General features: G+C 62.3%; 20 protein-coding genes and 2 pseudogenes. 17 read left to right on the top strand and 5 right to left on the bottom strand.

From position 1 onward, the window contains the following. Nucleotides 1-479: 479 nt before the first annotated feature. A complete protein-coding gene (locus Q8W67_RS23285) occupies nucleotides 480-1,262 on the bottom strand; it encodes a helix-turn-helix domain-containing protein (protein ID WP_305550208.1) in 783 nt (260 codons plus the stop codon). Nucleotides 1,263-1,440: 178 nt separating this feature from the next. On the opposite strand from Q8W67_RS23285, the gene Q8W67_RS23290 reads away from it, so the two are divergent. The 7 genes from Q8W67_RS23290 (at nucleotide 1,441) to Q8W67_RS23320 (ending at nucleotide 8,433) form a co-directional block, all read left to right on the top strand. Beyond that, nucleotides 1,441-2,661 carry an MFS transporter gene (locus Q8W67_RS23290; protein ID WP_305550210.1) on the top strand — a complete coding sequence of 407 codons (1,221 nt, stop codon included), beginning with the start codon at nucleotides 1,441-1,443 and terminating at the stop codon, nucleotides 2,659-2,661. A gap of 380 nt (nucleotides 2,662-3,041) precedes the next feature. Beyond that, entirely contained in the window at nucleotides 3,042-4,328 is a 1,287-nt protein-coding gene (locus Q8W67_RS23295) for an aromatic ring-hydroxylating dioxygenase subunit alpha (protein ID WP_305550212.1), read from the top strand. 93 nt (nucleotides 4,329-4,421) lie between these two features. Further along, entirely contained in the window at nucleotides 4,422-4,904 is a 483-nt protein-coding gene (locus Q8W67_RS23300) for a nuclear transport factor 2 family protein (protein WP_305550214.1), read from the top strand. Beyond that, a complete protein-coding gene (locus Q8W67_RS23305; RefSeq protein WP_305550216.1) occupies nucleotides 4,892-5,383 on the top strand; it encodes a Rieske 2Fe-2S domain-containing protein in 492 nt (163 codons plus the stop codon). Before Q8W67_RS23300 ends, Q8W67_RS23305 begins: the two co-directional genes overlap by 13 nt. Beyond that, the gene (locus Q8W67_RS23310) at nucleotides 5,361-6,506 is read left to right on the top strand and encodes a 2Fe-2S iron-sulfur cluster binding domain-containing protein (RefSeq protein WP_305550218.1); all 1,146 of its coding nucleotides are present in this window, start codon (nucleotides 5,361-5,363) and stop codon (nucleotides 6,504-6,506) included. Before Q8W67_RS23305 ends, Q8W67_RS23310 begins: the two co-directional genes overlap by 23 nt. A gap of 6 nt (nucleotides 6,507-6,512) precedes the next feature. Further along, complete coding sequence (locus tag Q8W67_RS23315; RefSeq protein WP_305550220.1) at nucleotides 6,513-7,280, top strand: sulfite exporter TauE/SafE family protein; 768 nt, start codon at nucleotides 6,513-6,515, stop codon at nucleotides 7,278-7,280. A gap of 142 nt (nucleotides 7,281-7,422) precedes the next feature. Then, nucleotides 7,423-8,433, top strand: coding sequence for a LysR family transcriptional regulator (locus Q8W67_RS23320; RefSeq protein ID WP_305550222.1), 1,011 nt, complete (start codon nucleotides 7,423-7,425; stop codon nucleotides 8,431-8,433). A 126-nt stretch (nucleotides 8,434-8,559) separates the two neighbouring features. Here Q8W67_RS23320 and Q8W67_RS23325 read toward each other — a convergent pair whose 3' ends face one another. Together Q8W67_RS23325 and Q8W67_RS23330 are read right to left on the bottom strand one after the other, a co-directional pair. Further along, complete coding sequence (locus Q8W67_RS23325) at nucleotides 8,560-9,300, bottom strand: hypothetical protein (RefSeq protein WP_305550224.1); 741 nt, start codon at nucleotides 9,298-9,300, stop codon at nucleotides 8,560-8,562. A 94-nt stretch (nucleotides 9,301-9,394) separates the two neighbouring features. Continuing rightward, a complete protein-coding gene (locus tag Q8W67_RS23330) occupies nucleotides 9,395-10,231 on the bottom strand; it encodes an amidohydrolase family protein (protein WP_305550245.1) in 837 nt (278 codons plus the stop codon). Between the two features lie 616 nt (nucleotides 10,232-10,847). On the opposite strand from Q8W67_RS23330, the gene Q8W67_RS23335 reads away from it, so the two are divergent. Then, on the top strand, nucleotides 10,848-12,182 hold the full coding sequence (locus Q8W67_RS23335; protein ID WP_305550226.1) for an MFS transporter: 1,335 nt from the start codon (nucleotides 10,848-10,850) through the stop codon (nucleotides 12,180-12,182). Nucleotides 12,183-12,324: 142 nt separating this feature from the next. Here the strand turns inward: Q8W67_RS23335 and Q8W67_RS23340 are convergent, their stop codons facing one another. Then, nucleotides 12,325-12,552 carry a hypothetical protein gene (locus Q8W67_RS23340; protein WP_305550228.1) on the bottom strand — a complete coding sequence of 76 codons (228 nt, stop codon included), beginning with the start codon at nucleotides 12,550-12,552 and terminating at the stop codon, nucleotides 12,325-12,327. A 589-nt stretch (nucleotides 12,553-13,141) separates the two neighbouring features. On the opposite strand from Q8W67_RS23340, the gene Q8W67_RS23345 reads away from it, so the two are divergent. The 3 genes from Q8W67_RS23345 to Q8W67_RS23355 are packed head-to-tail and all read left to right on the top strand — an operon-like array spanning nucleotide 13,142 to nucleotide 15,832. Then, entirely contained in the window at nucleotides 13,142-14,347 is a 1,206-nt protein-coding gene (locus Q8W67_RS23345) for a molybdopterin-dependent oxidoreductase (RefSeq protein ID WP_305550230.1), read from the top strand. An 11-nt stretch (nucleotides 14,348-14,358) separates the two neighbouring features. Continuing rightward, complete coding sequence (locus Q8W67_RS23350; RefSeq protein ID WP_305550231.1) at nucleotides 14,359-14,685, top strand: cytochrome c; 327 nt, start codon at nucleotides 14,359-14,361, stop codon at nucleotides 14,683-14,685. A 43-nt stretch (nucleotides 14,686-14,728) separates the two neighbouring features. Next, nucleotides 14,729-15,832 carry a YeiH family protein gene (locus tag Q8W67_RS23355; RefSeq protein ID WP_370693938.1) on the top strand — a complete coding sequence of 368 codons (1,104 nt, stop codon included), beginning with the start codon at nucleotides 14,729-14,731 and terminating at the stop codon, nucleotides 15,830-15,832. 470 nt (nucleotides 15,833-16,302) lie between these two features. On the opposite strand, the gene Q8W67_RS23360 is transcribed toward Q8W67_RS23355, so the two are convergent. Then, the gene (locus tag Q8W67_RS23360; protein WP_305550232.1) at nucleotides 16,303-17,241 is read right to left on the bottom strand and encodes a dienelactone hydrolase family protein; all 939 of its coding nucleotides are present in this window, start codon (nucleotides 17,239-17,241) and stop codon (nucleotides 16,303-16,305) included. A gap of 621 nt (nucleotides 17,242-17,862) precedes the next feature. Between Q8W67_RS23360 and Q8W67_RS23365 the strand changes: the two genes are divergently transcribed. The 6 genes and pseudogenes from Q8W67_RS23365 to Q8W67_RS23390 form a co-directional block, all read left to right on the top strand. Continuing rightward, nucleotides 17,863-19,419, top strand: coding sequence for a serine hydrolase (locus Q8W67_RS23365; protein WP_305550235.1), 1,557 nt, complete (start codon nucleotides 17,863-17,865; stop codon nucleotides 19,417-19,419). Nucleotides 19,420-19,532: 113 nt separating this feature from the next. Beyond that, a pseudogene (locus Q8W67_RS23370) lies at nucleotides 19,533-19,858 on the top strand (transposase); the annotation flags it as partial. 777 nt (nucleotides 19,859-20,635) lie between these two features. Then, a complete protein-coding gene (locus tag Q8W67_RS23375; protein ID WP_305550237.1) occupies nucleotides 20,636-21,202 on the top strand; it encodes a cold shock domain-containing protein in 567 nt (188 codons plus the stop codon). 35 nt (nucleotides 21,203-21,237) lie between these two features. Then, nucleotides 21,238-21,474: a hypothetical protein gene (locus Q8W67_RS23380; protein ID WP_305550239.1), complete on the top strand. Its 237-nt coding sequence runs from the start codon at nucleotides 21,238-21,240 to the stop codon at nucleotides 21,472-21,474. A gap of 78 nt (nucleotides 21,475-21,552) precedes the next feature. Then, nucleotides 21,553-21,939, top strand: coding sequence for a hypothetical protein (locus Q8W67_RS23385; protein ID WP_305550241.1), 387 nt, complete (start codon nucleotides 21,553-21,555; stop codon nucleotides 21,937-21,939). 343 nt (nucleotides 21,940-22,282) lie between these two features. Continuing rightward, nucleotides 22,283-22,637: pseudogene (locus Q8W67_RS23390) on the top strand (transposase); the annotation flags it as partial. Nucleotides 22,638-22,695 lie beyond the last annotated feature (58 nt).

Raw genomic sequence — 22,695 nt, forward strand, 5'->3', positions numbered from 1 at the left:
CGTCTAGGTCAGGGGCTTCCTGCGGGGGCGATCATGACGAGCAGCTTCAACACTGGACGGCAGATCCGACGGGCGATGCTTGATGTCTGCGGGCCTCACGGCCGCCCCAAGCAACGCCTGTAGCGCGCTCAATGCCGCGCGGCACCGCCAGTATGATCGACATGACGGTGGGTGATCAGGCGCAACGATAGGTCGCCGCTTCGGCTGGCATTCACCGTCATTTTCAACCTACCAGAAAGCGGACCTGCTGAATGCCTGCGTTGGGCGCGAAGCAGCCGGCTCAATCTGGCCGAATCCCGCTGGTCCGTTTTAGAGAAGGTCCGCCGGAAGCGGACAAGCCCCTACCGACACAGTCTCACCGAAGAACTGGGTCTGCAAGAAACTCGAAAGCTGCCGCCGAACGCGCCGCCTATCAACTTGGACCAGCGGTGGCCAAGCTAATTCGAACAGCCGGTCGAGGCGATGCGCACTTGATTGGGCTACTCCGTCCCCTGTTCGCGCATGTAGGCTCGCGGACTGCAGCCCATGCCGGTGCGAAACGCGAAGACGAACGCGGATGTCGAGCCGTAGCCGAGTTGCATCGCCGTCTGCGTTACGTTCAGTCCACCGCCCATCAACTCGACCGCCTTGAACAAGCGTAGGCGTCGCCGCCACGAACGCAGGCTCATACCGACTTCGACCTCGAAGCGCCTTGCCAGGGTCCGGCCCGACATCCCGAGTTCGCGGCCCCAGACCTCCGGTCCGCGGGAGTCTGCCGGGTCGGCGTAGAGAGCTTCGCAGAGGCCGACCAACGGGCCTCCGCACGGCCAGGGCAGTGCCCACGGAAGAGGTCGCGCGCGACGAAGCTGATCGAGGATCAGGGCGCTGACACGGCCAGCGTAGCCATCGTGGCTCTCCTGCTCCTCGATCGCCACGGCCTCAAGGATCAACGCCCGCAGCAACGGTCGGACGGCAAACACCGTCGGAAGTTCTGCGACCCCACGCCCTGCTTCATCCGCGATCCACAAGCTGCGGAACGCGGCGCCCAGAAGCGATCCAACCCGGTGCCGGACGCCGGTCGGCAGCCAAACAGCCTGCTCCGGTGAGATCACGAAGGAGTGCCCCTCAACCACCACCGTCAGCACGCCGGTGGTGGCGTAGACGATCTGGTGCCAATGATGCGCGTGTTCGGCGAAATACCGCCGGGCTGGAATGGGCTGCGCCCGCACGGTGATGGGTTCGGGCGGCGCCAAACCGGGTGGTGGCTCAAGCGGCTCCCACATCACCCGCCATCCTCACGTTGTCCGAACCTCTACATGCTTTGTCATCCCGTCGAGATACGGACAAGCGGGGCACCGCTATAGCCCTGCGATCACCGACCCCGATCTCCCAGCCGGCCATCCGCACTGCCTGCAGCAGCCTCATGTGCCTGGTGCGGTTGATCGAAACCTGAGTTTCTCGATGTCTCACGCCACTGCCTCGGCAGCCGAGCTTGCATCTGCCGCCGCCGTCCGATCCGGGACCGCCGACGTGGTGAGACTGGCCATCGCGCAGGCGCTCGCAGGGGCGAACTCGACGGTCGTGTTCGCGACTGGCGCCGTTGTCGGCAACATGCTCGCGCCCAGCAAGGTCCTGGCGACCCTGCCGATCTCCACCTTCGTCGTCGGGATGGCCGCCTGCGCATTGCCGGCCGGAAGCATCGCCCGGCACTATGGACGCCGCACCGCCTTCATGGTCGGAACGGGATGCGGCGTGTTTGTCGGCTTGTTCTCGGCCTGGGCGATCGTAGCGGCCAACTTCTGGCTGTTCTGCGCGGCGATGTTCTTCGGGGGGGCCTACGCAGCCGTGGTCTTCTCCTTCCGCTTCGCCGCCGCGGACTGCGTTCCGGCGGAACGGCGGGCACGGGCGCTGTCCGCGGTCATGGCAGGTGGTGTCTTCGCTGGCGTGATCGGTCCGCAACTCGTCACCTTCACCATGAACTTGTGGCCCCCCTACCTGTTCGCCGCCACCTTCGTGGCTCAGGCCGTGGTCGCTGCCGTGGCAGCCCTCGTCCTGTCCGGCGTTCGGCTGCCCCGACCGGCCGCGGAGGACATCTCCCGCGGAAGACCGATGGCCGTGATTCTGTGTCAGCCGCGCTTCATCATCGCTGTGATCTGCGGGGCCGTGTCCTACCTGCTGATGAACTTCGTCATGACGGCCGCGCCTTTGGCGATGCGCCTGTGTGGCCACGCGCAGGAGGATGCCAATCTCGGCCTGCAATGGCATGTGATCGCCATGTACGGCCCAAGCTTCTTTACCGGGCGGCTGATCGCGCGCTTCGGTGCCGACCGGGTTGTGGCGACCGGTTTAGCCTTGATCGGCGCAGCCGTGATCGTCGGGCTAGCGGGTGCGGACGTAGCGCATTTCTGGCTGTCCCTGATCATGCTCGGCCTCGGCTGGAACTTCGGCTTCGTGGGCGCCTCGGCTCTCGTGCTTGAGTGCCATAGCCCGGAGGAACGGACGCGCGTGCAGTCGGTCAACGACTTCATCGTGTTCGGATCGGTGGCCTTGGGCTCATTCTCGTCCGGCGGCCTGCTGACGAGCTACGGCTGGGACAGGGTCCTCTGGGTGTCATTCGCACCCCTCACGCTCGCAGCGACGGCCCTCGTGCTGACGGCGGCGCGCGGGCGCCGCGTGAGCTGAGCCCCGCCGAAGCCTTCCTCTGCGCCCCAGCCGTCGCGATCCTCTGGCGCCTCGGCTGGGCTTCATAGCGCATCGGACGGACCCTCGGGGGTCACGTCCACCGGAAGCCGAACTCAGAGACGAGCTCCGACGAGGAGCGGCCGACCCGTCAGATCTGCGTCATCCCGCCTGCCAGACCTATGAGCCCATAAAAAGATTCAATTATCGGCCGCTGGTTCCCTGGTCCATCCTCAGACGAGTGCTGTGACGCCCCGGGCGAGTGCAGAGAGCATTTTCCTTCTGAGCGAGTACCTACATCCTTCGCTTCTCAAGGATAATCATCTGTCCGCCCTCGTGGCTAGCGGCATCGATCACTTGATGACCGGGCCGAGAAGCCTGTCATGGCGACACGTTACGTGGCCGTACCGGGAGGAGACCAGATGCCTGCAAGAAACCACAATCAGTGGACTGCAAATCCGCCCCTGCAGAGCAGCGAGTGGATCGACAGTCGCATCTATACCGAGGAGGCCATCTTCGAGGAGGAGATGGAGAAGATCTTCAAGAAGACCTGGATCCCCGTCTGTCACGAGTCCGAACTCCCGAAGCCCTACGATTTCCGAACCACCAGCATCGCGCGCGAGCCGGTTGTCATCTGCCGCGGCCCGGACAACGTCATCCGCGCGTTCCTGAATGTCTGCCCCCATCGTGGGATGATCATCGAACGGCGGCCGGCGGGAAGCTTCTTCGAACCCCAGCCATCCGGAAACCCCAAGCGTATGACCTGCATGTTCCATGCTTGGCAGTTCGACATGAAGGGGAACTGCGTCTACGTGAGCCGCGAGAAGGAGGGATATCAGGATCGCCTCCGCAAAGAAGACGTCGGTCTTCGCCGCCTTCGTTGCGAGGTCAAGTTCGGCGGCTTCGTCTGGGTGAATCTCGACGACAATCCTGTCTCACTCGAAGATTGGGCAGGCAAGCCGTTCGAATGCCTGCGTAGGACTTTGGAAGCTGAGCCGCTCGAGGTCTTCCACTACCACAAGGCTATCGTGGAAACCAACTACAAGCTCTGGCACGACACGAATTGCGAGTTCTATCACGACTTCATGCACTATCATAATCGCGTCACCGGCTTTAACGACGCGTATTTCGCTCGAAAGAACGAATCTTTCGAGAACGGGCACATCGTCGTCGGCACGTTTGAGGTGAACTACGATCAGTATGAGGGGTTCGAAAGTCGGGCCGAGCTCTCCTTCCCACATCTGCCGCCTAATCAATGGTACATGATCGACCTGTTCCCGGGCATGAACTTCAACCTGCGCGGTTCGGCGCTCCGGTGCGACACAGTCACCCCGCTGGGACCGAACAAGCTCATGATCGAATTTCGCGGCCTCGGATTGAAGAGCGATAGCAAGGAAGACCGGCAGACCCGGATCAATCACCACAACTCCATCTGGGGACCGTTCGGCCGGAACCTGCACGAGGATCTTATCGGCGTACAGGGCCAGGGCACGACGATGCGCCCGGGTTCGGAACCCCGCCGCGTCCTTCATGGTCGACAGGAAAACCAGACGATCCACGATGAGAACGGCATGCGGCACTACTACGACGAGTGGGGTCGCTGGATGAACCGAATGCCGAACGATCCCGACAAGGTCTTCGCCGAGCGCAAACTCATGGCTGCGGAATAGCGGACGATCGCCGGGCGGCGACTCAACCGGGGCCGCCGCTCGGCACACGCAACAGGCTTGATAACAGAAAACGACAATTGGGAGGGTTTCGCCATGGATGCTGCGAGCGCCGTCCGCGAGGCAATCGGCCGAGCGACCATCTATCTCGACGATCAACGCTGGAACGATTGGCTCGATCTCTGTGCTGACGATTTTCATTATGCGATCAAGTCGTACAGCCCTGAGATCAGCTACGATATGACCTATCTCCAGGGTGGTCGAAAAGACATGGAGAGCCTGATTAAGCTTCTTCCCAAGCACAACACCGATCACTCACCCCTCAGCCGCCACACGAACGTTTGCACCGTCGAGGTCGACGCCGACGGCAAGAATGCAACGGCTGTCAGCTCTGTGGCCGTCTACCAGCATCTGCTCGACGGGACGAACTCTCATGTCGACTCCGGAGAAAGCAGGCTGTTCCTTGTCGGCAAGTACATCGACAAATTTCGCATCGAAGAGGGGCGTCCTGTGTTCGTCGATCGCGAGGTCCGCCTTCAGAACCGACGCCTCGATAAAGGGTCGCATTGGCCGATCTGACGGATGTCGTCCGCTTTCGGGCGGTCAACCGGAGCTTTTGTTCTGGCATCGCCCACCGTCTTTTTTGGAATGCCAAAATAGGATTGACGCCAGTTGCGCTCCGCGGAGGAAACATGGGCTGGAAGTATCTGTGCGACGCCTCGGAAGTCGGTACCAACACCGTCAAATTGGTCGATGTCGATGGCGTTTCTGTGCTTGTTGCCAACTATGGCACCGGCTTCAGGGCCATGCCGCCGATTTGCCCGCATATGGAGGAGCCCCTCGCGGAGTCCGGCGTGATCGCGAACTGCATCCTGACCTGCACGAAGCATCTGTGGGCGTGGGATCTCCAGAATCTGTCGATGATCGGCGAGACCGAGAAGGAGCTCAAAACCTACGAGGTCAAACAGGAAGGCAGCAGGGTTCTCGCCCTCATCGACGGGGAGATCACCTACGACTTCGACGAGGATGGCGAGGATGACGACGATTTCTTTAACTGAAACGGAAGCGTCTACTTCGGAGCTGAATGGCGGCGATCGCTTGCTGGATCGCGCGGTGACCTCGTCGGAGGACGCCGTCCGCGTGCAGGTGCAGTCCAAAGCGGGGCCCGTCGCTTTCGCATGCGGCCGGGATGAGACCCTGCTGCTGGCGGGCCTCAGGCAGAACCTCACACTGCCCTACGAGTGCGCTTCGGGGACCTGCGGATCATGTCGGGCTCGACTGGATTCGGGGGAGGTCGCCAATTGCTGGCCGGATGCGCCCGGGCACGCGAAGATCAAGCCCGCGAAGGGCGATATCTTGATGTGTCAGACGCGTCCGCTCGGGGATTGCTCACTTCGGGTTCCGGCCAGCGTCGTGGAAGGATTCCCTCGACACGAATGCCCGACCCACCACAATGGCCGGATCGAGCGGCTCGACCGGCTGACGTCGGACGTCCTCCATTTCGATGTCGTTCTCGCCGAACCGATGGTGTTCGATGCAGGGCAGTTCGTCCTGCTGCGGGTCCCCGGCCTGGACGGTATGCGCGCCTATTCGATGGTAAACTACGAGCGCCGGACTCGCCGCCTGTCCTTGGTGGTGAAACGCAAGCCAGGGGGTGGGTTCGGAGACTGGCTCTTCGAGCGCGCAGTCGCGGCTGATACTATCGATGTCTTCGGCCCACTCGGCCGAGCCACGTTCCATCCGGATGAAGGCCATGATCTCCTGATGGTAGCCGGTGGCTCCGGTATAGCCGGAATGATGTCCATCCTCGAGAGAGCGACGAACGAAGGACACTTCGACGTCCATGAGGGGCATGTTTTCTTTGGAGTGAGGACCATCGACGATTGCTTCTATCTCGAGAAGTTCAGTCGGTACGTGGACAGAGCGCGTGGGAAGCTCGAGGTCACGATCGCGTTGTCGGATGCCCCGCCTCAGGGGGCGGCGGAAGCTGCACACCCGGGTATTCGCTTTGCGACCGGCATGGTGCACGACGTCTGCGGGCGGACCATGGATGGCCGCTTCACCGACAGGATGATGTCGTACCTTGCAGGTCCTCCGCCGATGGTCGACGGAGCCCTTCGGACGCTCATCGGCAGCGGCAAGGTTACCCCGGATCGCATCCGGTACGACAAGTTCGGGTAGGCTCGCATGCTCGCCGCCGCTGTCACGCCGCTCGCGTTGAATCTACTGTTCGTCGGCACCGTCGCCGGCCTGATGATTGGCTGCGTCGGGATCGGCGGTGTCATCATCGTGCCGATCCTGTCGCTCGCCCTCGGCGTTCCCGTCGGAACGGCGGCGGCTGCGGCCATGGCGGGCTATATCGGTACCGGACTGGCCGGAACGCTCGCGTTCGGCCGGAACGGATCGATCAACAACACGCTCGCCGGGCTGCTCTGCCTGGGCGCAGTCCCTGGAGCTCTAGCCGGAGCCTGGATCGTTCGGACGGCCGATCCCTTCATCGTCCAGGTGACGATTGCGTGCCTCGCAGGCGTTGCGGGCATTCACAGCCTCCTCAAGAGCCGGGTCGAATTTCCCTCGCGCCCGCAGATCGCCTTTGGCGTTGCCGGTGCGATGTTGGTCGGGTGCCTGGTCGGCTTGATTTCGGCCGTGACCGGAACCGGCGGCCCGCTCGTCCTGGTACCCCTTCTCATCTGGCTGGGCTTCCCAGTCCTCGGTGCGGTGGGACTGGGCCAGGCGATCCAGATTCCCGTGGCGATCACGGCGACCGGGGGCGCGATGTTCTTCGGCTCGCTCGACTACGCGATTGCGATCGCGCTCACCGTCGGCCTTATGGTCGGCTGCCCGGCAGGCGCCTGGATCTCCCACCACATTGAACAGAGAGCGCTCCGGACCGTGGCCGCAACCGTCCTCCTGCTGACCAGCGGCATGATGGCCACGACCTTGGCGTTTCGCTAGGTTTGTGGCCATGCCCTGCAATTCGGGGATTCGAGGGACCGGTACCGCGCCGTTAGCTTTACTTTCCGCTCCTCCCCACGTAGCATTATAATATGCCTGCTACAGGGCTGAGGTGAAAAAATGCCAATAGGGCGGAGCGCCTATGTTCCTGCGTCAGTTCAACTACCTGCTTGCCGTAGTAGACGAGGAACATTTTGGTCGGGCAGCCGAGAAGTGTCATGTGACTCAGCCGAGCCTCTCGGTCGGCATCAAACAGCTTGAACTGGAACTCGGAGTACCGGTCTTTCTGCGAGGGCGCGGGCAACGCTTCCATGGGTTGACGGCCGAAGGCCAGATCGTCGCAAAGTGGGCGCGCAAAGTCGTCGGTCACTGCGACGCCATGCGGGACGAAATAGCAGAGATGCGCGCCAATCTCTCCGGAAGGCTGAGAATGGGGGCGATGCCCTCCATGTCACCCGTCCTGCCGGTCCTTCTTCAGCTTGTACGACAGAAACATCCGAACGTCGTGATGGATGTCCGATTTATCGGCCATGACGCGATGAAGGTCGGGCTGAACAATTTCACTCTGGATGCGGCTCTGACATACCTCGACGAGACAGAGCTCGGACGACGGAATACGATCAAGATTTATACTGAGAAGAGCTGCATCCTCGTCTCGGACACGCCGGAGTACGCGAACAGGACGACCATGGGCTGGGACGAGGCTGCGAAGCTTCCTCTGGCGATGCTGCGCCCGTCCATGCATGAACGTCGCTTCGTGGATAGCGTCTTTGCAAAGATCGGTCAGGCCCCCGAGCCCAAGCTTGAATCCGAATCGATTTTGCATTTGATGTTTCAAGTGCAGTTTGGCGGACTGTGTACAATCATCCCGGAGCATTTCACCCGCATGCCGGGTCTCCATCCGGGAACCAAGGCTTTGGATCTCGTAGATCCAATTGTAAGCCAGGATGTCGGGTTGTACTGGTCCGAGGGAGAGCTTCTCACGCCGATCGCGAGCGCGCTGGTCGCTGCGGTGAAGAACCTCAACAAGCGTGGCGGCCTGGATCAGATCCTGAGCCGAACGTCGAACGTGCCGGCCCCCGACTGGGACGCCACGCTTCCTCCCCTGGCTTGCCCGACCTTCGGCCTACCACAGAAGTCCGAGCGGGTCTGACCAGCACGATCGCACGATCGATATCGCGTTCGAGGATTCGCAAGCGAACCGAGCCGGGCTCGACATCGAGGACCGGCGCGCCGGCGAGCGGTCCGGAGAGCCGCAAGAACGCCTCTCGATGCGGTCTCAGTGACCGCGCACGAATTCTTCGAGCGGGGTGCCCTCAGCATTCCTGAATATATGCGAGGCCGCGACGAAATCCTCACTCTGGCGCTCCTGGCTGTCGCGCCCCCGAACGTAGAAATACGGCTCGTCCAGAACCGATCCCACGGGCTTGAAGCCAACGACATATTTCGAGCAGTCCAGCTCCATGCTGAGATCCTCGGGCCGAACAAGGATCCTGTTGTCGGTCGCGCTGCCTTGCCCTTGATCGGCACTCCGAAGCGCGTGCGCCGCGTGCGACATCCACTCGGCCAGAAGCGTCAACTCCTTCTGATACTGCGCAGGGTTGAATTCCTGGCCATCGCCCGAGAGGAGCTGAGACGCGTCATAGGGTAGGCTCTTCGTGAACTTCGATCGATCCACCCCTCTGTGCAGCAGTTCGATCAGCAGCCATGCCTCGGCATGCGCCGGTGAATGTTCTTCCGCCGAGAATGCGTGATTCGAGGGCCGTCCGTCTTCGAGGAATTGGAGAACCATCTCGCCAACGCGAAGCTCGAGCTCCAAGCCGTCGGCGAAACCGTGGGTCTTGATCGCGCGTCGTTTGTCGCACCAACGGAGCCTGACCGAACCCCGCGTTCCCGCGTCGGGCCCGTAGCTGTTCTCGACGCGGGCCACCCACTGCAGGAGGCTGTGCACCTGATGCTGCGCTTCATTGAACGTCCGGAAATCGTTCACATCAGGATGGAACGGCTTGTGCTCGGCCATGGTCTCGACTCCCTATCTAGCGCGGTGCGCGCGCCCTCGGCCCCCGTGCCAGGCCTCCAGGGTGCGCGCTGAGTTCAGGGACGGCGGTTCATCTCTAGAAGGTCGTTCCGAAGATGCGGCCGGCGTTCAGGTGGGTCGCCGCCGCAAATGCGTCCGCCGAGAGGCCGAGATTGCAAAAATCATCGACCCCCTGACGCATCGGCCGAAACGGGTACGAACTCCCGAACAGGAATTGGTCCTTCATGAAGCCGTTGGCCGCTTCGATGTACAGCTTTCCGCCCGGAGCGAACGTGTACATGTCCGGAGAGACGAAAACGTTTTCGTTCCGGAACGCGACAGTGACGATGTCATGCACGCGGGGGTAGAAGCCGTGTGAGCACACGAGCTTCAGCTTGGGAAACGTCTTCGCGACGACATCGACCGCGAATGGATCGTTGAACGAGAGATCGGGCGTCGTCGGCCCTGACATGATGAAGGCCGGCACCTCCAGAGTCTGGCAGAGCTCGTAGAGCGGCATCAGACGGTCGTCATTCGCCTTGAGGTGCTCCTTGTAGAAGCCAGCATCGAGGTTGAGTCCCTTAAGGCCGAGGTGCTGGATGGCCCGAGTCGCTTCCTCGAGCGCGCCGTCCGGACCGAGTTCAACGGGATCGACGGACGCCACGCCCAGAAGTCTCTTCGGAGCGGTCGATGCCACATCGGCCAGCGCGTCGTTGGCTACCCGCACGCCAGGTACACTCCTGGCGACCATAATGGCCGCCGAGATGCCCGCTTCGTCCATCTCGGCGACGAAGCCCGCCGCGTCGCGGGCCCTGGAAAAGTGATCTATATCCCGGCTCCCGACGCGCTTGTTGAGCCAACGTACGACGTCATATTCTGGAGTGTCTGGTGTCGAACCAAAGAACTTGTGCAGGAAAGCCGGCCGACTCCGCATATCGACGATGGTTTGTTTGCCTCCATCTGCCACTTTAAATCCTCCCAGGTTGCCTTCGTTATTGGATTTCGCGAACGGCGAGACGTTTCGGCTAGAACGATTGATCGAGCCGGCGGGTCTGTTTCCGGACCGATGTCCGCAGAACGTGACCAGTCTGTTCGCGCTCGGAACGTGAAAATATTAGAAAGTTCGGATCAGCCCATAGCCCGATCCTAATTTACTCACCGGAGAGCGCTCGCCAGGTTGCCGTTTGCAGGACGGTGGCGCGCAATCGAATCCGCGGCGGGACAAACTAATAGACCGCTCCTATCGCTAACTTTCAAATAATTATTAGCCGGAGCGACGGTAAGCAGCCAATCATCGAAGAGTCACGTCTTTGCGCTGCAACATGGAGGTCTGCACCGAACATTGTGCTCACGACCTGGGAACTCGAACGCTCGCTCTGACAGGAGATCGAGATCATCGAAGGGTCGGTCAACGATCAGGCTCACGCCAAGCCATAAATCGATGGTAGATCAGACTGATAAAACGAGCCGTGGCTGAGTTGCGGCATTGGCATTCGATGCCTGCTGGATCGAGCAATCATAATGCTAAGATATGCTGGGAGGATAACGTCATGACATTAGGTGCCGGAGTCATTTCCGACGGAGCCGTTTCAACTGGTTCTGAAATATCAGCGCATGAGATTCCTTTCGAAGAACCGCAGATCACGAAGAAGGCACGCAACACGATCACACTAGCGGCGACGCTCGGATATTTGTTCGATGCATATGCCATAAACATATACGGAATGACGTTGGCCCTTATCGCGTTAGAATTCGGCGTCGGCGTTCAGACGATGGGTGCCATCGGCTCGATCTTCATCGCGGGCTACATGCTCGGTAGCTGCGTCTTCGGGATGCTGGGAGACAAGATCGGCCGCAGAAAGACGCTCGGATTCTCGATCTTCGCCTACGGGAGCGTGACGGCTCTCACTGGCTTCGCGACCGGCCCGATTTCTTTCGCCCTCGGCCGGTTTCTTACCGGCGTCGGCGGTGGCGGAGAGCTGACCGTAGGCGTTCCCTATGTCGTTGAGTCCTGGGACAGTAAGAACCGCGGCCTTGGCGCTGGGTGGATGTTCGCAGGCTATGCCCTCGGCGTCGTCTATGCGGCTGGCGTTTCAGCCCTGATCCTCGATTGGCTGGGTTGGCGCGCGATGTATTTCCTCGCGATCCTGCCTGCCGTCGTCATACTGTTCGTTCGCCTCCAACTCGAGGAAAGCCCGTCCTACGTCGCCACGATGGCCAAGCTGAAGGAAGCCCGGCGCGAACGGGTTTCTCTCATAGCTGCCATGAAGCGAGACCCGCAAATTCGGCGCAATCTGATCTGGGGCTCGCTGATCTACGTTTCACTGGCATGCATCTACTATGCTGAGACGGTGTTCGCAGTGCCCTTCATGGTCACGACGCTCAAGATGACGACGGCCAGCGCGGTGGCGACCCTCGGACTTTTCAATCTCTCGATGTTTGTCTTCTCAATCGTCTGTGGGATGGTGTCCGATCGCGTCGGCCGGAGATTGGCGGGTTCGATCACGCTTCTGACCTTGAGCGCGGCCCTTTGGGTCATGTTCTCGACCGCGTCCATCCCCCTGTTCATTCTTGCCGGCATGCTTACCTTCGGCGGAATCGGAGGTTCTTGGGCCATCGGCATGGTGCATGTCGCCGAGCTTTTCCCAACCGAGATTCGCGGATCGGGCTATGGGACTGCGGTCGCCATCGGTCGGCTCCCGTCAATCTTCGCTCCTCTCGGCATCGCTTGGCTCGCCAGTGTGGCCGAGGGCGGCATGGGGGATGCTATGAAGTACTCCTGCGTCGTCCTGCTCTGCGCGTTGCTCGCGTACATCTTTGGACCCGAGTCTCTGCGCCGCAACAACAGCGGTATCGCTCCGGATATGGTCAGCAAAGCTGGCTGACGAACTGAGGTTGCTTCCTCCTCACCGCTCTGAGGTTTGCAAGCTTGGTTCGTCATGCCCGGCCGTGGATCCCACTCAATCTCGCGATGCGTGCGGGATCCACGGCCTCACTCTCTGGAAATGGTGTTCGATCGGGGCCGCCTCAGAAGCTTGCGAGCCCACTACAATACGGGTGTGGGAGGAAGGTTTTGTTGCCGGACGTGCATAATCCGCCGATCAGATGCTGATCCAAGACCACCCCGATCGTAAAAATCAGCGTCGCGATAACGACTGTCAGAACGACCGTCGTCGCTGCTGGATAAGCTCTGCAGCGCTGTATCAGGGCGAATCCGAGCGTGATGGTGAGTGCTTCAGCGATCGCCGCGTACATCAATCTGATCCCACTCCTGAAGCAGCTGCACGGTTGGCAGCTGTGCGACCGGCTCGCGTCCCAACACCAAGCAAGGAACTAAGGCCTGCGCCTTCTAGCGCAGCCGGCACTCCAACGGCACTGCACAATCAGCATGTCCCCTCCGCTGATCGCGCATTGTTGCCGCGGCAACCCATGCAACCTGATAATAGCTGCCTATGTTCTCCAAGAGAAAATATATTGGCCTCGGAGGCAACTCGCGTCTTAACCGGGGTGGGCAATGTTCACGTTTCGACGTCTTTTCTAACCGAACCGTACAGATGCTATTTAATGGTTCTGGCGACAAATCTCGGATCAAGAGACGGCCATGCTGTATTAAGAATCCGGAGCTTGTCAGTTTCTCAGGTCAATGTCTCATGATAATGGCGATACTTTGAGTTTTCATATGAACATAGACTATCTGAACCGCATAAATTTTTGCAACGAACTCGATAGATTAAGCGTAACATGTCAGCAAAGAAAATTGACATTTTAAATTGATTGATATCGTACTCTGAGATCCGGGCATGCGATCTTGGTCAGACCTTTGTTTCTCAATGGAGAGTTGGAAATGGATCTTGGGAGACGCGACCTGTTGAAAGGGGTCGGTGCAGCGACGCTCGCCAGCGCGGGTATTGGCCTCAGCGATGGTCGAGCTGTAGATCGCGTTCCCCTCCCCTTCGGCAACGGCGAGCGGCCGCTCGTGGCCTATCCGGGCAAACGCCCGCTGCTGCAGATGACCGCGCGGCCGCCGCAGCTGGAGACGCCGTTCTCCGTGTTCGACGAGGGCGCTCTCACGCCCAACGACGCCTTCTTCGTCCGCTACCACCTCGCCGACATCCCCACCGAGATCGACCGCCAAGCCTTCCGCGTGGTGATCCAGGGACAGGTCGAGCGCCCCCTCTCGCTCTCGCTCGCCGAACTCAAGGCGATGCCGCAGACCGAGCTCGTCGCGGTCAACCAGTGCTCGGGCAATTCCCGCGGCTTCTTCGAACCGCGCATGGCCGGCGGACAGCTCGCCAACGGTGCCATGGGCTGCGCCCGCTGGACCGGCGTGCCGCTGAAGAGCGTGCTCGACAAGGCGGGGGTCAGGGCCGGGGCCGTACAGGTGTCGTTCGAGGGCCTCGACGGACCGGTCCTTCCGGAGACGCCGGACTTCGCCAAGGCGCTTCCCCTCGACCATGCCCGCGACGGGCAGGTGATGCTGGCCTGGGGCATGAACGGGCAGGACCTGCCCTGGCTCAACGGCTTCCCGCTGCGCCTCGTCGTGCCGGGCTTCTACGGCACCTATTGGGTCAAGCACCTCAACGGCATCACCGTCCTCGACAAGCCCTTCGCGGGCTTCTGGATGACGAGCGCCTACCGCATCCCCGACAATGCCTGCGCGTGCACAGAGCCCGGCAAGGCGCCGGACAAGACGGTGCCCATCGGCCGCTTCAACGTCCGCTCCTTCCTCACGAACCTCACCGAGGGCGCGCAGGTGAAGGCCGGCCGCGTTGCCCTGCGGGGCATCGCCTTCGACGGCGGATCGGGCATCCGCTCGGTGGAGATCTCGACCGACGACGGCCGGACCTGGGCGCCGGCCGAGCTCGGACAGGATCTCGGCCGCTACGCCTTCCGGCCTTGGACGGCCGATGCCGATCTGGCGCCGGGCCGTCACGCGCTCCGGGTCCGAGCGACGGGCAACGACGGCGACACCCAACCGATGGAGCCGCGCTGGAACCCGGCCGGGTACATGCGCAACGTCGTCGAGACCACCCGCGTGCGCGCGGCCTGAGGAGGATCGCCATGGCCAGCTCCACCCCGTGTTTCGCGGCCACGGTCGCAGCCCTCTGCGCCGCGTCGGGCGCGCGCGCCGCGCCCGACACCTACACGCTGCCGGAGCCGACGGCGCAGTTCCGGCCGTCCCCGGATGCGGGCCACGCGGCCGGCTTCCGGGCGGCGCAGGAGAACTGCATAACCTGCCACTCGGCCGACTACATCGCCATGCAGCCGCCGAAGAAGGGGCAGGCCTTCTGGGACGCGGAGGTGATGAAGATGATCAAGGTCTACCGCGCGCCGATCGCGGAGGATCAGGCCAAGGCCATCGCCGCCTATCTCGGCGCTGCCTACTGAGCGCCGGCGCCGGATTGGACACCAGACAGCAGGAGGCCGCCCCATGACCGCCCGAACCGCCGGCCGTATCGGGCCAGAGGCCATGCCTGTGGGCCCGGCCCGCCCCTCCGCCTGGGCCGTCGCGGCCGGCCGCTTGCTGCCTGGGCTGCTGCTCTGCGGGGCCATCACCGTCGTGGCGCAGGCGCTGCAGGTGGGCGAGGAGCACCTGACCGGCCACCCCTACGTCGAGGCCCTGGTGCTCGCCATCCTGCTCGGCACGGCTTTGCGCACCGTGTGGGTGCCGGGGACGCGCTTCAAGGCCGGGATCGCCTTCTCGGCCAAGCAGGTGCTGGAGGTGGCCGTCACCCTGCTCGGCGCCTCGGTGAGTCTCGGGGCTATCGTCGCCTCCGGTCCGGCGCTGCTGGCCGGCATCGTCGGAGCGGTGGCGCTCACCATCCTGGCGAGCTGCGGCCTCTGCCGCGCCCTCGGCCTGCCGGTGCGCATGGCGCTGCTGATCGCCTGTGGCAACGCCATCTGCGGCAACTCGGCAATCGCCGCAGTGGCGCCTGTGATCGGGGCGGACAGCCGGGACGTGGCGGCCGCCATCGCGTTCACGGCCGTGCTGGGGGTGCTGATGGTGCTGGGCCTGCCCCTGTTCGTGCCGCTGGCCGGGTTCAGCGAACACCAGTACGGGGTGCTGGCGGGGCTGACCGTCTACGCGGTGCCGCAGGTGCTGGCCGCGACCCTGCCGGTGAGCCAACTCGCCACGCAGGTCGGCACGCTGGTCAAACTGGTGCGGGTGCTGATGCTCGGGCCGGTGGTGCTGGCTCTCTCGCTGATTGCCCCGCGCCTGCCGGCGGCGGGGGCGGCGGCGGGCCCCACCGGCCCGGGCCGGCTCGGCTTCTTCAAGCTGGTGCCCTGGTTCATCCTCGGCTTTCTGCTGCTGGCCACCCTGCGCTCGCTCGGCTTGATCCCGGACGCCTGGATCGCGCCGATCTCGCGGCTTGCGGGCTTCCTCACGATCGTGTCGATGGCCGCGCTGGGACTCGGGGTGGATGTGCGCGTGCTGGCCCGGGTCGGCGGCCGGGTGACGCTGGCGGTCACCGCCTCGCTCCTCGTGCTCCTCGCCATCGCCGTCCTGCTCATCCGCGGCCTCGGCATCGGTTGAAGCGCCGCCGGTGCAGGCGATCCCTCTCGCCGTCACCCCCGATGCATCTGCCTGAGCCAGGGCCCTGGTCCCCCTCACGATGACGTCTGCTTCTGAGATCCTGTCGGGTTCAGCTGAGCGGCGGCAATGGGCGCAAACCCGTCGCCCAGCATGATCTGTGTGAACGTCCTGTATTGTGGCTTCGGCCCACGGAAGCAGACTGGCAGAAATCCACCCGACCGAGACGTACCAGCGAACGCGGCAGCATCGCCGGTTGATGGCCGAGATCCGCCGGTCCGCTTCGGAGCCACTGAGCTGAAGAAGCGGACACGCCGATTTAGACCCAGGCCAGGCGTGAGGCAGGCCGTCAGGGTCTCCGAAAAACGGCCATTCGTCGGCCGTCCGGCAAATTCGGCCTGAGGTTGATGCGGACCTTGCTGGCCGCCAAAGGCCAGGGGTGATCCTCGCTCAGAGATCCAAACCGTAACTTCTCATTTTAGATCGAAGGTTCGGGTCAGTATTTCCCGCACAGCTTGCAACGCGAAGTTACGTGCGGCGGCATTCGGTGCGTAATGCGGTCCGCGCTCGACGCAGGGATCAGCGTAGGTAAAGTGAGCCCCGTTCGAGCTGTTGATCAAACCGCCGTTGGCATCTTCGCTGATCTTGCAATTCCGCACCGTCTGACCGCCCTCGACGGTGACAGGGGTCTCCGGACCGAAAGGTATGTCGAAGACATGTTGCGCATTCGGATAGACGGTGATCTCCACGTTCCGGCCCGCTGCTTTCAGGCGTTCGACGTAGGCGGCACAACTAGCAGGCGGATTGTAGTCGTCGCTGCTGCCGCCGAAGATGCGGATCGGACGGTCGGCCACGTCAGTATCTGCTTTAAATGTAATCGCGCAATCCGGGTAAAACGGTAGGTACAGGGCCGGGAAAATGCTGGACTTGTTCCAGAGATGATCGAAGCGCTTGACACTCGCGTAGAGCGCGGCCTGCCCGCCGCGCGAGAACCCCATGATGGCTACCCGCTGCGGATCAACTCGCGGGTGCTTGGCCAGGACTCCGAGTGAGCGATAGATATCGACGATTAAGTTCGTCCGGGCCAGCAGGGACTGATTTGCATTAACATTCGACAAGCCACGACCTGTGAAGCCATCGATTGCAAAGGTTGAGACGCCCAGCGCGTTCAGTTCGCGCTGCCAAAACTCCACATAGCTGCCGATGCCGCCCGAGCCGTGCATGAGGATTACGACGGGTAGGCGATCTGTTCCACCGCGTGGAATTCGAAGGCTACCTGCAATTGTTACGAGCTTTCCTTCGTTCTCAGCGCCCTTGAGGAACTGCTCGTCCGTAAGCGTGAGGCTCGGAAGCGGGTGAAGCTCGACTCGCGCCGCATACCCGGCTGAGCCGATGTCGCGTGTCTCAGCCATGGCAGGTGACGCAAATGCCCAACTTACAAGCACAAGCACAAGTCCGAATCGCCTCATGATGGTCGAATCCTTTGAGGATTACGCTGCTTCGGGCGGAGTTTCTTGTCGAGGAAGCATACACCTTGGTAATTCGAAGTCGATGATCGCTGCCCCCTTTGTCCAACGGTTCGTTGGGGATGCTGGTTATGGGCCGCCAGCGGGCGCGACGGCAGTGTCTGCTTCTTCCAAGTCTTGCTCAAGAAGCGGAAAGTCGCGAAACCACCCAACCGAGACGCTCATGCAGGCTATCAGGCGCGGCAAGGTCTGGCCGAAAGCGAAGCGGCAGGTGTCCAGCGATAGGGGGCCAAAGCAGTCGCTCGCCTCTCTCGTATCAGCAGCGCCTCGGCCTACTTTCTCCAATATCTGATCACTCATACCACTGCATGGAGCCCACTCTCGTCAGTGCGCGACAGACGTTCCTGCAATCGCTCCGGCTCACGACCGGCGGCAATCACGCATCGTCCCGGAGCCGATTCGAGTACTAAAAACTGCCTTGTCACTGGATTTTGAGCGGATAAGCTCGCAGGCGCTCATTGTGCCAATCTCTTCACTTGAGTCAGCTTAGATAGGATCGAAGAGCAGATGTGGCGTTCCCGATCGAACCAGCTCTTCGTCCATGCTTGTCTCATGCTCGATGTGATGTCGGTTGGATCCAGTTCTGCGTTCGCCCAGACCATCACACGTGCGCAGGTCGAAGCGAGACTGCCGGCACTTGAGGTGCTGGCGCAGCAGGCTGTCGATGCAGGCGAAGTGCCGGGCCTTGCGATCGCGGTCGTGTTCGGTGACGAGACGATCTTCCTGAAGGGTTTCGGCCAAAGGGAGGTCGGAAGGCCTGAACGTGTTGGCCCAGATACAGTCTTCCAGATCGCGTCCTTGTCGAAGCCCGTGACCTCGACCGTGGTGGCCGCCCTGGTGAGCGAAGGAGTGATCGACTGGGATTCGCGCGTCGCAGATCTCGATCCCGCGTTCCAGCTTCACGACCCTTATCCGACCTCGCAGGTGACCGTCCGGGATTTTTTCAACCATCGAAGCGGGTTGCCGGGAACCAGTGGGGACGATCTCGAGGATATCGGGTACGGCCGCGACGAGATTCTTCGCAAATTGCGCCTTGTGCGACCGTCTTCCAGCTTCCGCGCCGGCTACTCCTACAGCAACTTCGGCTTCACGGAGGGCGCCGTCGCCGCCGCGAGACCGACCGGCAAACCCTGGGACATCGTGGCTCAAGAAAAGCTCTTCGGCCCGCTGGGTATGACTTCCACCAGCACGACCTACGCGGGCTTTCTGACGCGCCTCGACCGCGCGGCATTGCACGTCAGAGCCGATGGCGCGTGGGTTGCCAGGATCAAGCGCGATCCCGACGCGCAGGCTCCGGCTGGCGGCATTAGCTCCAGCGCTCGCGACCTCGCCCAATGGCTGCGGCTTGAAATCGGCGACGGGATGACCGAGCACAAGCGCCTCATCGCGGCGGCAGCCCTCGCCCAGACGCATGTGCCGCTGACCGCACGCGGCCGCAATCCTGTGACCGGGTCTGCGTCATTCTATGGACTCGGCTGGAATGTTGAGTACGGGCGCCACGGCCTCGTCTGGGGCCATGCTGGCGCTTTCAGTGTCGGTGCGCAGACACTCGTCTCGATCCATCCAGAGTCTAAACTCGGCATTGTTCTGTTGACGAACGCGTTTCCGTCAGGCGTACCGGAGGGACTTGCCGACAGCTTCGCGGACCTTGTCTTCGACGGCATGATTGGCAAGGACTGGCTGAAGGACTGGGGCGAGGCCTACAGAAACATGTTCGCGCCGACCTACGCTGCGGCTGCTGCCAGATACGCTACGCCCCCGGTCGGTGCCTCGGCATCCCTCGCGCTCGCGGCTTACACCGGGCGTTACGCGAATGCTTACGTCGGCGAAGCCGTTGTGACGCAGGCGAACGGCACCCTGACATTGGCGATTGGACCCGCGGGCACACGGAACTACCCCTTGCGGCACTTCGATCGCGATCTCTTCATCTGTTTTCCAGATGCAGAGGCGCCTGAAAGACCATCCGCCATCCGCTTCTCCATCGGAAATGACGGCCAAGCTACCACGATGACGGTGGATTCGTTGAATACAAGCAATCTCGGAATTCTTGAGCGTCTAAAATAATAGGAGGCCCATCTCAGAGTCCGTTTCATAACGGGCTGAACAGCTTGGCTGTTGGATGAGCGGCGGCCATCGCGAGCGTTGGGAGCGTGTCTGACGCTCAACCCGAAACCCCGATGTGGACGCCTGCCGCCTGGGCCGAGCTTGCGCGCGCCAGCCTGGCCTATGCAACATGCCTGAGCGATGCCGAATGGGCCGTGCTCGCGCCGGCTCTGCCTGCCCTGCCGCGACCGGCGCCCGTGGCGCTGGCCCCTGCGCTCCTTCTTCGACGGCATCCTGTACGTGCTGCGCGTGACGGCACCTGCCGCTGGATTTCCCGCCCTTTGGCACGGTGCATCGCTGGTTGTTATGCCTCTCACAGGCGGGCGTGTTCGACCGTCTCGCCCACGCCCTCACGATGGCCGACCGCGAGCGGGTCGGACGCGCGGTCAGCCCGACTGGCCGTATCCTTGATGGGCAGGTCGCACCCTCGGGTGGCGTGGTGTCGCAGGCGAGCGGACACCTCTAAGAACCGTCTGCTTGGGGGGTTGCAGGCCGTTTTGACGATGCGGGCCACTCTGGCCTGGACGCTTGGCCGTCTGGACACCTCCAAATACCGGTCTGACGGGGGCTTCTGGAAAGGTGTGGTGGGAGTTTCAGCGCTTTGGGTGAGAGCAGCGGCTCCAGCTGCCGGTCTTATGTTCCCCTTATCGGACGGGCACTAAAAGCCAGCCAAGGCAGCGATGCGAAGGACGTTTTTCCATCGCTGCCGGCCCAACCCTACAGCCGCGGCCGGTTTAATGCGATCAAGTAGCATAAATTTCTACAATTCGCACTGTCGGCAGGGCAGCTTCGACGACGCAATGAACTCTCCTGCCGATGGCACACAAGGAATCAGATCACGCATCGCTACGGAACCCAGACTGACTCAGAGCGGCCGGCAACACCTCTAGAGTAGAGTTACCTGATACGTCCGGCGTGTCATGCTTGAATCCGGCGTTCTTACCCAGTCCGAGGGGTTTGTCTTCGCGCCAAAGAACGAGCAACGGCACAACGTTGCCACGCCCAACGATGATCGGAACGATGCGCCCGACGTCGGTGACGCACGCGCAAGCTGGCGAAGCAGGCCGGCGTGAGGGTTTCCGATTGAGGCGAACGTCCATTGGATTGATCTTGCTCAAGGCCAGATGGTGCTGAAAGGCCAATCATTTCGATGCAGGCCCCGACAGGAACCTCGTCCATGCAGGTACCAGCCAAGATCGCCTTCCGGCATTACGAGCCCCTGGATCAAATTCGCGCTGAAATTGACGAGGAGGTGAGCTGCCTCGAGACCTTCAGCGACAAGATTACCAGTTGCCATGTCACTGTGACCGGTCCTCCTGGCCGACACCGGAACGGCGAGGCCTTCACGGTCACCGTGCACATTGCAATGCCTGAGCATCACGACATCATCGTGGACCGGCGCCATGGTGATACGCCCGAACACGAATATGCTCTCGTGGCCATCAAAGACGCTTTCAAGGAGGCCCGGCGCCAGATTGAGGACGTCCAGCGCGCCATGCGCGGCCAGACTAAAATTCATGCAGTCGAAGAGCACGGACGGGTCACGAAATTCTTAGCGGGAGAGAACTGCGGCTTCATCGAAACCGATGACGGTCGCGAGATCTACTTTCACCGCACTGACGTCCTTCACGAAGGCTTCGATCGCCTGACAATCGGAGCGGAGGTTCGCTTCGCGGAGACTGAGGGCGCCAAGGGACCTCAGGCGAGCACCGTCCGTCCCATCGGAAAGCACCATCTGGTTTAGCGCGGATCGACGCAGCGCGTTGCCAAGGAGGGACCATGGAACCTGCAACCTTTCGCCAATGGCTCGCCGAGCGGGGCTGCCGTTTCGACAGCGGCAAGGACAGCGCCGGCACGCATGGCCATGCCTCGGTGACGGTGCATCACGGGCACCGCAAATCGGTGCTTCCCGGCATCGGGACCAAGCAGGCGCTTGACCCAGCGGTCGTCAGGCAGATCGTGGACGACCTCGGGCTCGACCGGTCCGAACTGCCCGGACCCGTGTCGCGGGCGTGACCCGCTCCTTCCGCTCTAGGCCTAGGTGGGAAGGGGCGGAGAGAGACCGTCATCTGCCGAATGGGCATCGCCTGACTCGTGAGCGAAGGTAACGCGCTGAGAGCCGCCGGTGTGCGGATTCCGACGGAAGCCGGCCCCCTGTTTCGACGCGAAGTCGGCCACTCTCTAACCGGCACCGGCCACGGCGCATCCCTGCGGGTCAGCAACCGCGGCATCCCTGATCTCGAACACGAGGAGAGCGGGATGCCAGCCAGGAGAGAGCTGACCATGCGACCGATCAAACAAATGCTCCGGCTCGCTCACGACGGAGTGAGTTCGCGTGAAATTGGACGAACGCTGGGTGTCGCCCGCTCGACCGCACAGGACAACCTCGCCCGGGCGAGCGCCGCCGGCCTTACCTGGCCGCTTGATCCCGAGGTCACCGACGCGGTGCTGGAGCAGCGCCGTTTGCCCGATCCGGGGTGAAGCAGGGGATGCGTCGGCTGCCCGAGCCGGACTGGCCCTCGCTGGTCAGGGAGATGCGCCGGCCCAGAGTCAACCTGACCGTGCCGTGGGAAGAGTCCCAGGAGGCCCATCCGGAGGGCTATGGCTACTCCCGGTTCTGCAACCTCTATCGCGAGTTCGAGCGCCGGCTCACCCCGGTTATGCGCCAGCACCATGCTGCGGGCGACAAGCTCTTCGTCGACTACTCCGGCAAGAAGGTCGGATCGTCGACCCCGCCACCGGCGTCGTGCGCGAGGCCGAGATCTTCGTGGCCGTGCTCGGCGCGTCGAGGCTCCCTACGCCGAGACGACCTGGACCCAGACGCTATGGCACCAAGGCCTGCGTGATCGCTGACGGCAGCGTACGCGCCATCGCCTTTGGGCTGGCGCCTGGTCAGGCCCATGAGCTGCCTCACGCGGTTCCTCTGCTCGACGAACTGCCGGGTGTGCCCAAGTGATCGTGGGAGATCGCGGCTACACCAGCCACGCCTTTCGCGAGCACATCTGGAACATGGGCGCCCGGCGATCCCACCGCCGCGCTACGAGGCACCTGTGACCTGCCCGGACTGGATCTACAATAATCGCAATCAGGTCGAGCAGCTCTGTGCCAGGCTCAAGGAGTGGCGCGGGATCGCCACCCGCTACGAGAGGACCGCCGTCAGCTTCATGAGCGTCCTCTGAGTGGCCGCCGCCCTCGACTGGCGCAAGCGATGACGCGCCCTGGCGGAAGTGTTCGGGC

Origin of the sequence: Methylobacterium sp. NEAU K (genome assembly GCF_030700285.1) — a bacterium.
Lineage (GTDB): Bacteria > Pseudomonadota > Alphaproteobacteria > Rhizobiales > Beijerinckiaceae > Methylobacterium.

Coding starts and splice junctions, on each gene's coding strand:
- Q8W67_RS23285 (WP_305550208.1), bottom strand. CDS start 1,262: ATGTGGGAGCCGCTTGAGCCACCACCCGGTTTGGCGCCGCCCGAACCC.
- Q8W67_RS23290 (WP_305550210.1), top strand. CDS start 1,441: ATGTCTCACGCCACTGCCTCGGCAGCCGAGCTTGCATCTGCCGCCGCC.
- Q8W67_RS23295 (WP_305550212.1), top strand. CDS start 3,042: ATGGCGACACGTTACGTGGCCGTACCGGGAGGAGACCAGATGCCTGCA.
- Q8W67_RS23300 (WP_305550214.1), top strand. CDS start 4,422: ATGGATGCTGCGAGCGCCGTCCGCGAGGCAATCGGCCGAGCGACCATC.
- Q8W67_RS23310 (WP_305550218.1), top strand. CDS start 5,361: ATGACGACGATTTCTTTAACTGAAACGGAAGCGTCTACTTCGGAGCTG.
- Q8W67_RS23315 (WP_305550220.1), top strand. CDS start 6,513: ATGCTCGCCGCCGCTGTCACGCCGCTCGCGTTGAATCTACTGTTCGTC.
- Q8W67_RS23320 (WP_305550222.1), top strand. CDS start 7,423: ATGTTCCTGCGTCAGTTCAACTACCTGCTTGCCGTAGTAGACGAGGAA.
- Q8W67_RS23325 (WP_305550224.1), bottom strand. CDS start 9,300: ATGGCCGAGCACAAGCCGTTCCATCCTGATGTGAACGATTTCCGGACG.
- Q8W67_RS23330 (WP_305550245.1), bottom strand. CDS start 10,231: ATGCGGAGTCGGCCGGCTTTCCTGCACAAGTTCTTTGGTTCGACACCA.
- Q8W67_RS23335 (WP_305550226.1), top strand. CDS start 10,848: ATGACATTAGGTGCCGGAGTCATTTCCGACGGAGCCGTTTCAACTGGT.
- Q8W67_RS23340 (WP_305550228.1), bottom strand. CDS start 12,552: ATGTACGCGGCGATCGCTGAAGCACTCACCATCACGCTCGGATTCGCC.
- Q8W67_RS23345 (WP_305550230.1), top strand. CDS start 13,142: ATGGATCTTGGGAGACGCGACCTGTTGAAAGGGGTCGGTGCAGCGACG.
- Q8W67_RS23350 (WP_305550231.1), top strand. CDS start 14,359: ATGGCCAGCTCCACCCCGTGTTTCGCGGCCACGGTCGCAGCCCTCTGC.
- Q8W67_RS23355 (WP_370693938.1), top strand. CDS start 14,729: ATGACCGCCCGAACCGCCGGCCGTATCGGGCCAGAGGCCATGCCTGTG.
- Q8W67_RS23360 (WP_305550232.1), bottom strand. CDS start 17,241: ATGGCTGAGACACGCGACATCGGCTCAGCCGGGTATGCGGCGCGAGTC.
- Q8W67_RS23365 (WP_305550235.1), top strand. CDS start 17,863: ATGTGGCGTTCCCGATCGAACCAGCTCTTCGTCCATGCTTGTCTCATG.
- Q8W67_RS23375 (WP_305550237.1), top strand. CDS start 20,636: ATGCAGGTACCAGCCAAGATCGCCTTCCGGCATTACGAGCCCCTGGAT.
- Q8W67_RS23380 (WP_305550239.1), top strand. CDS start 21,238: ATGGAACCTGCAACCTTTCGCCAATGGCTCGCCGAGCGGGGCTGCCGT.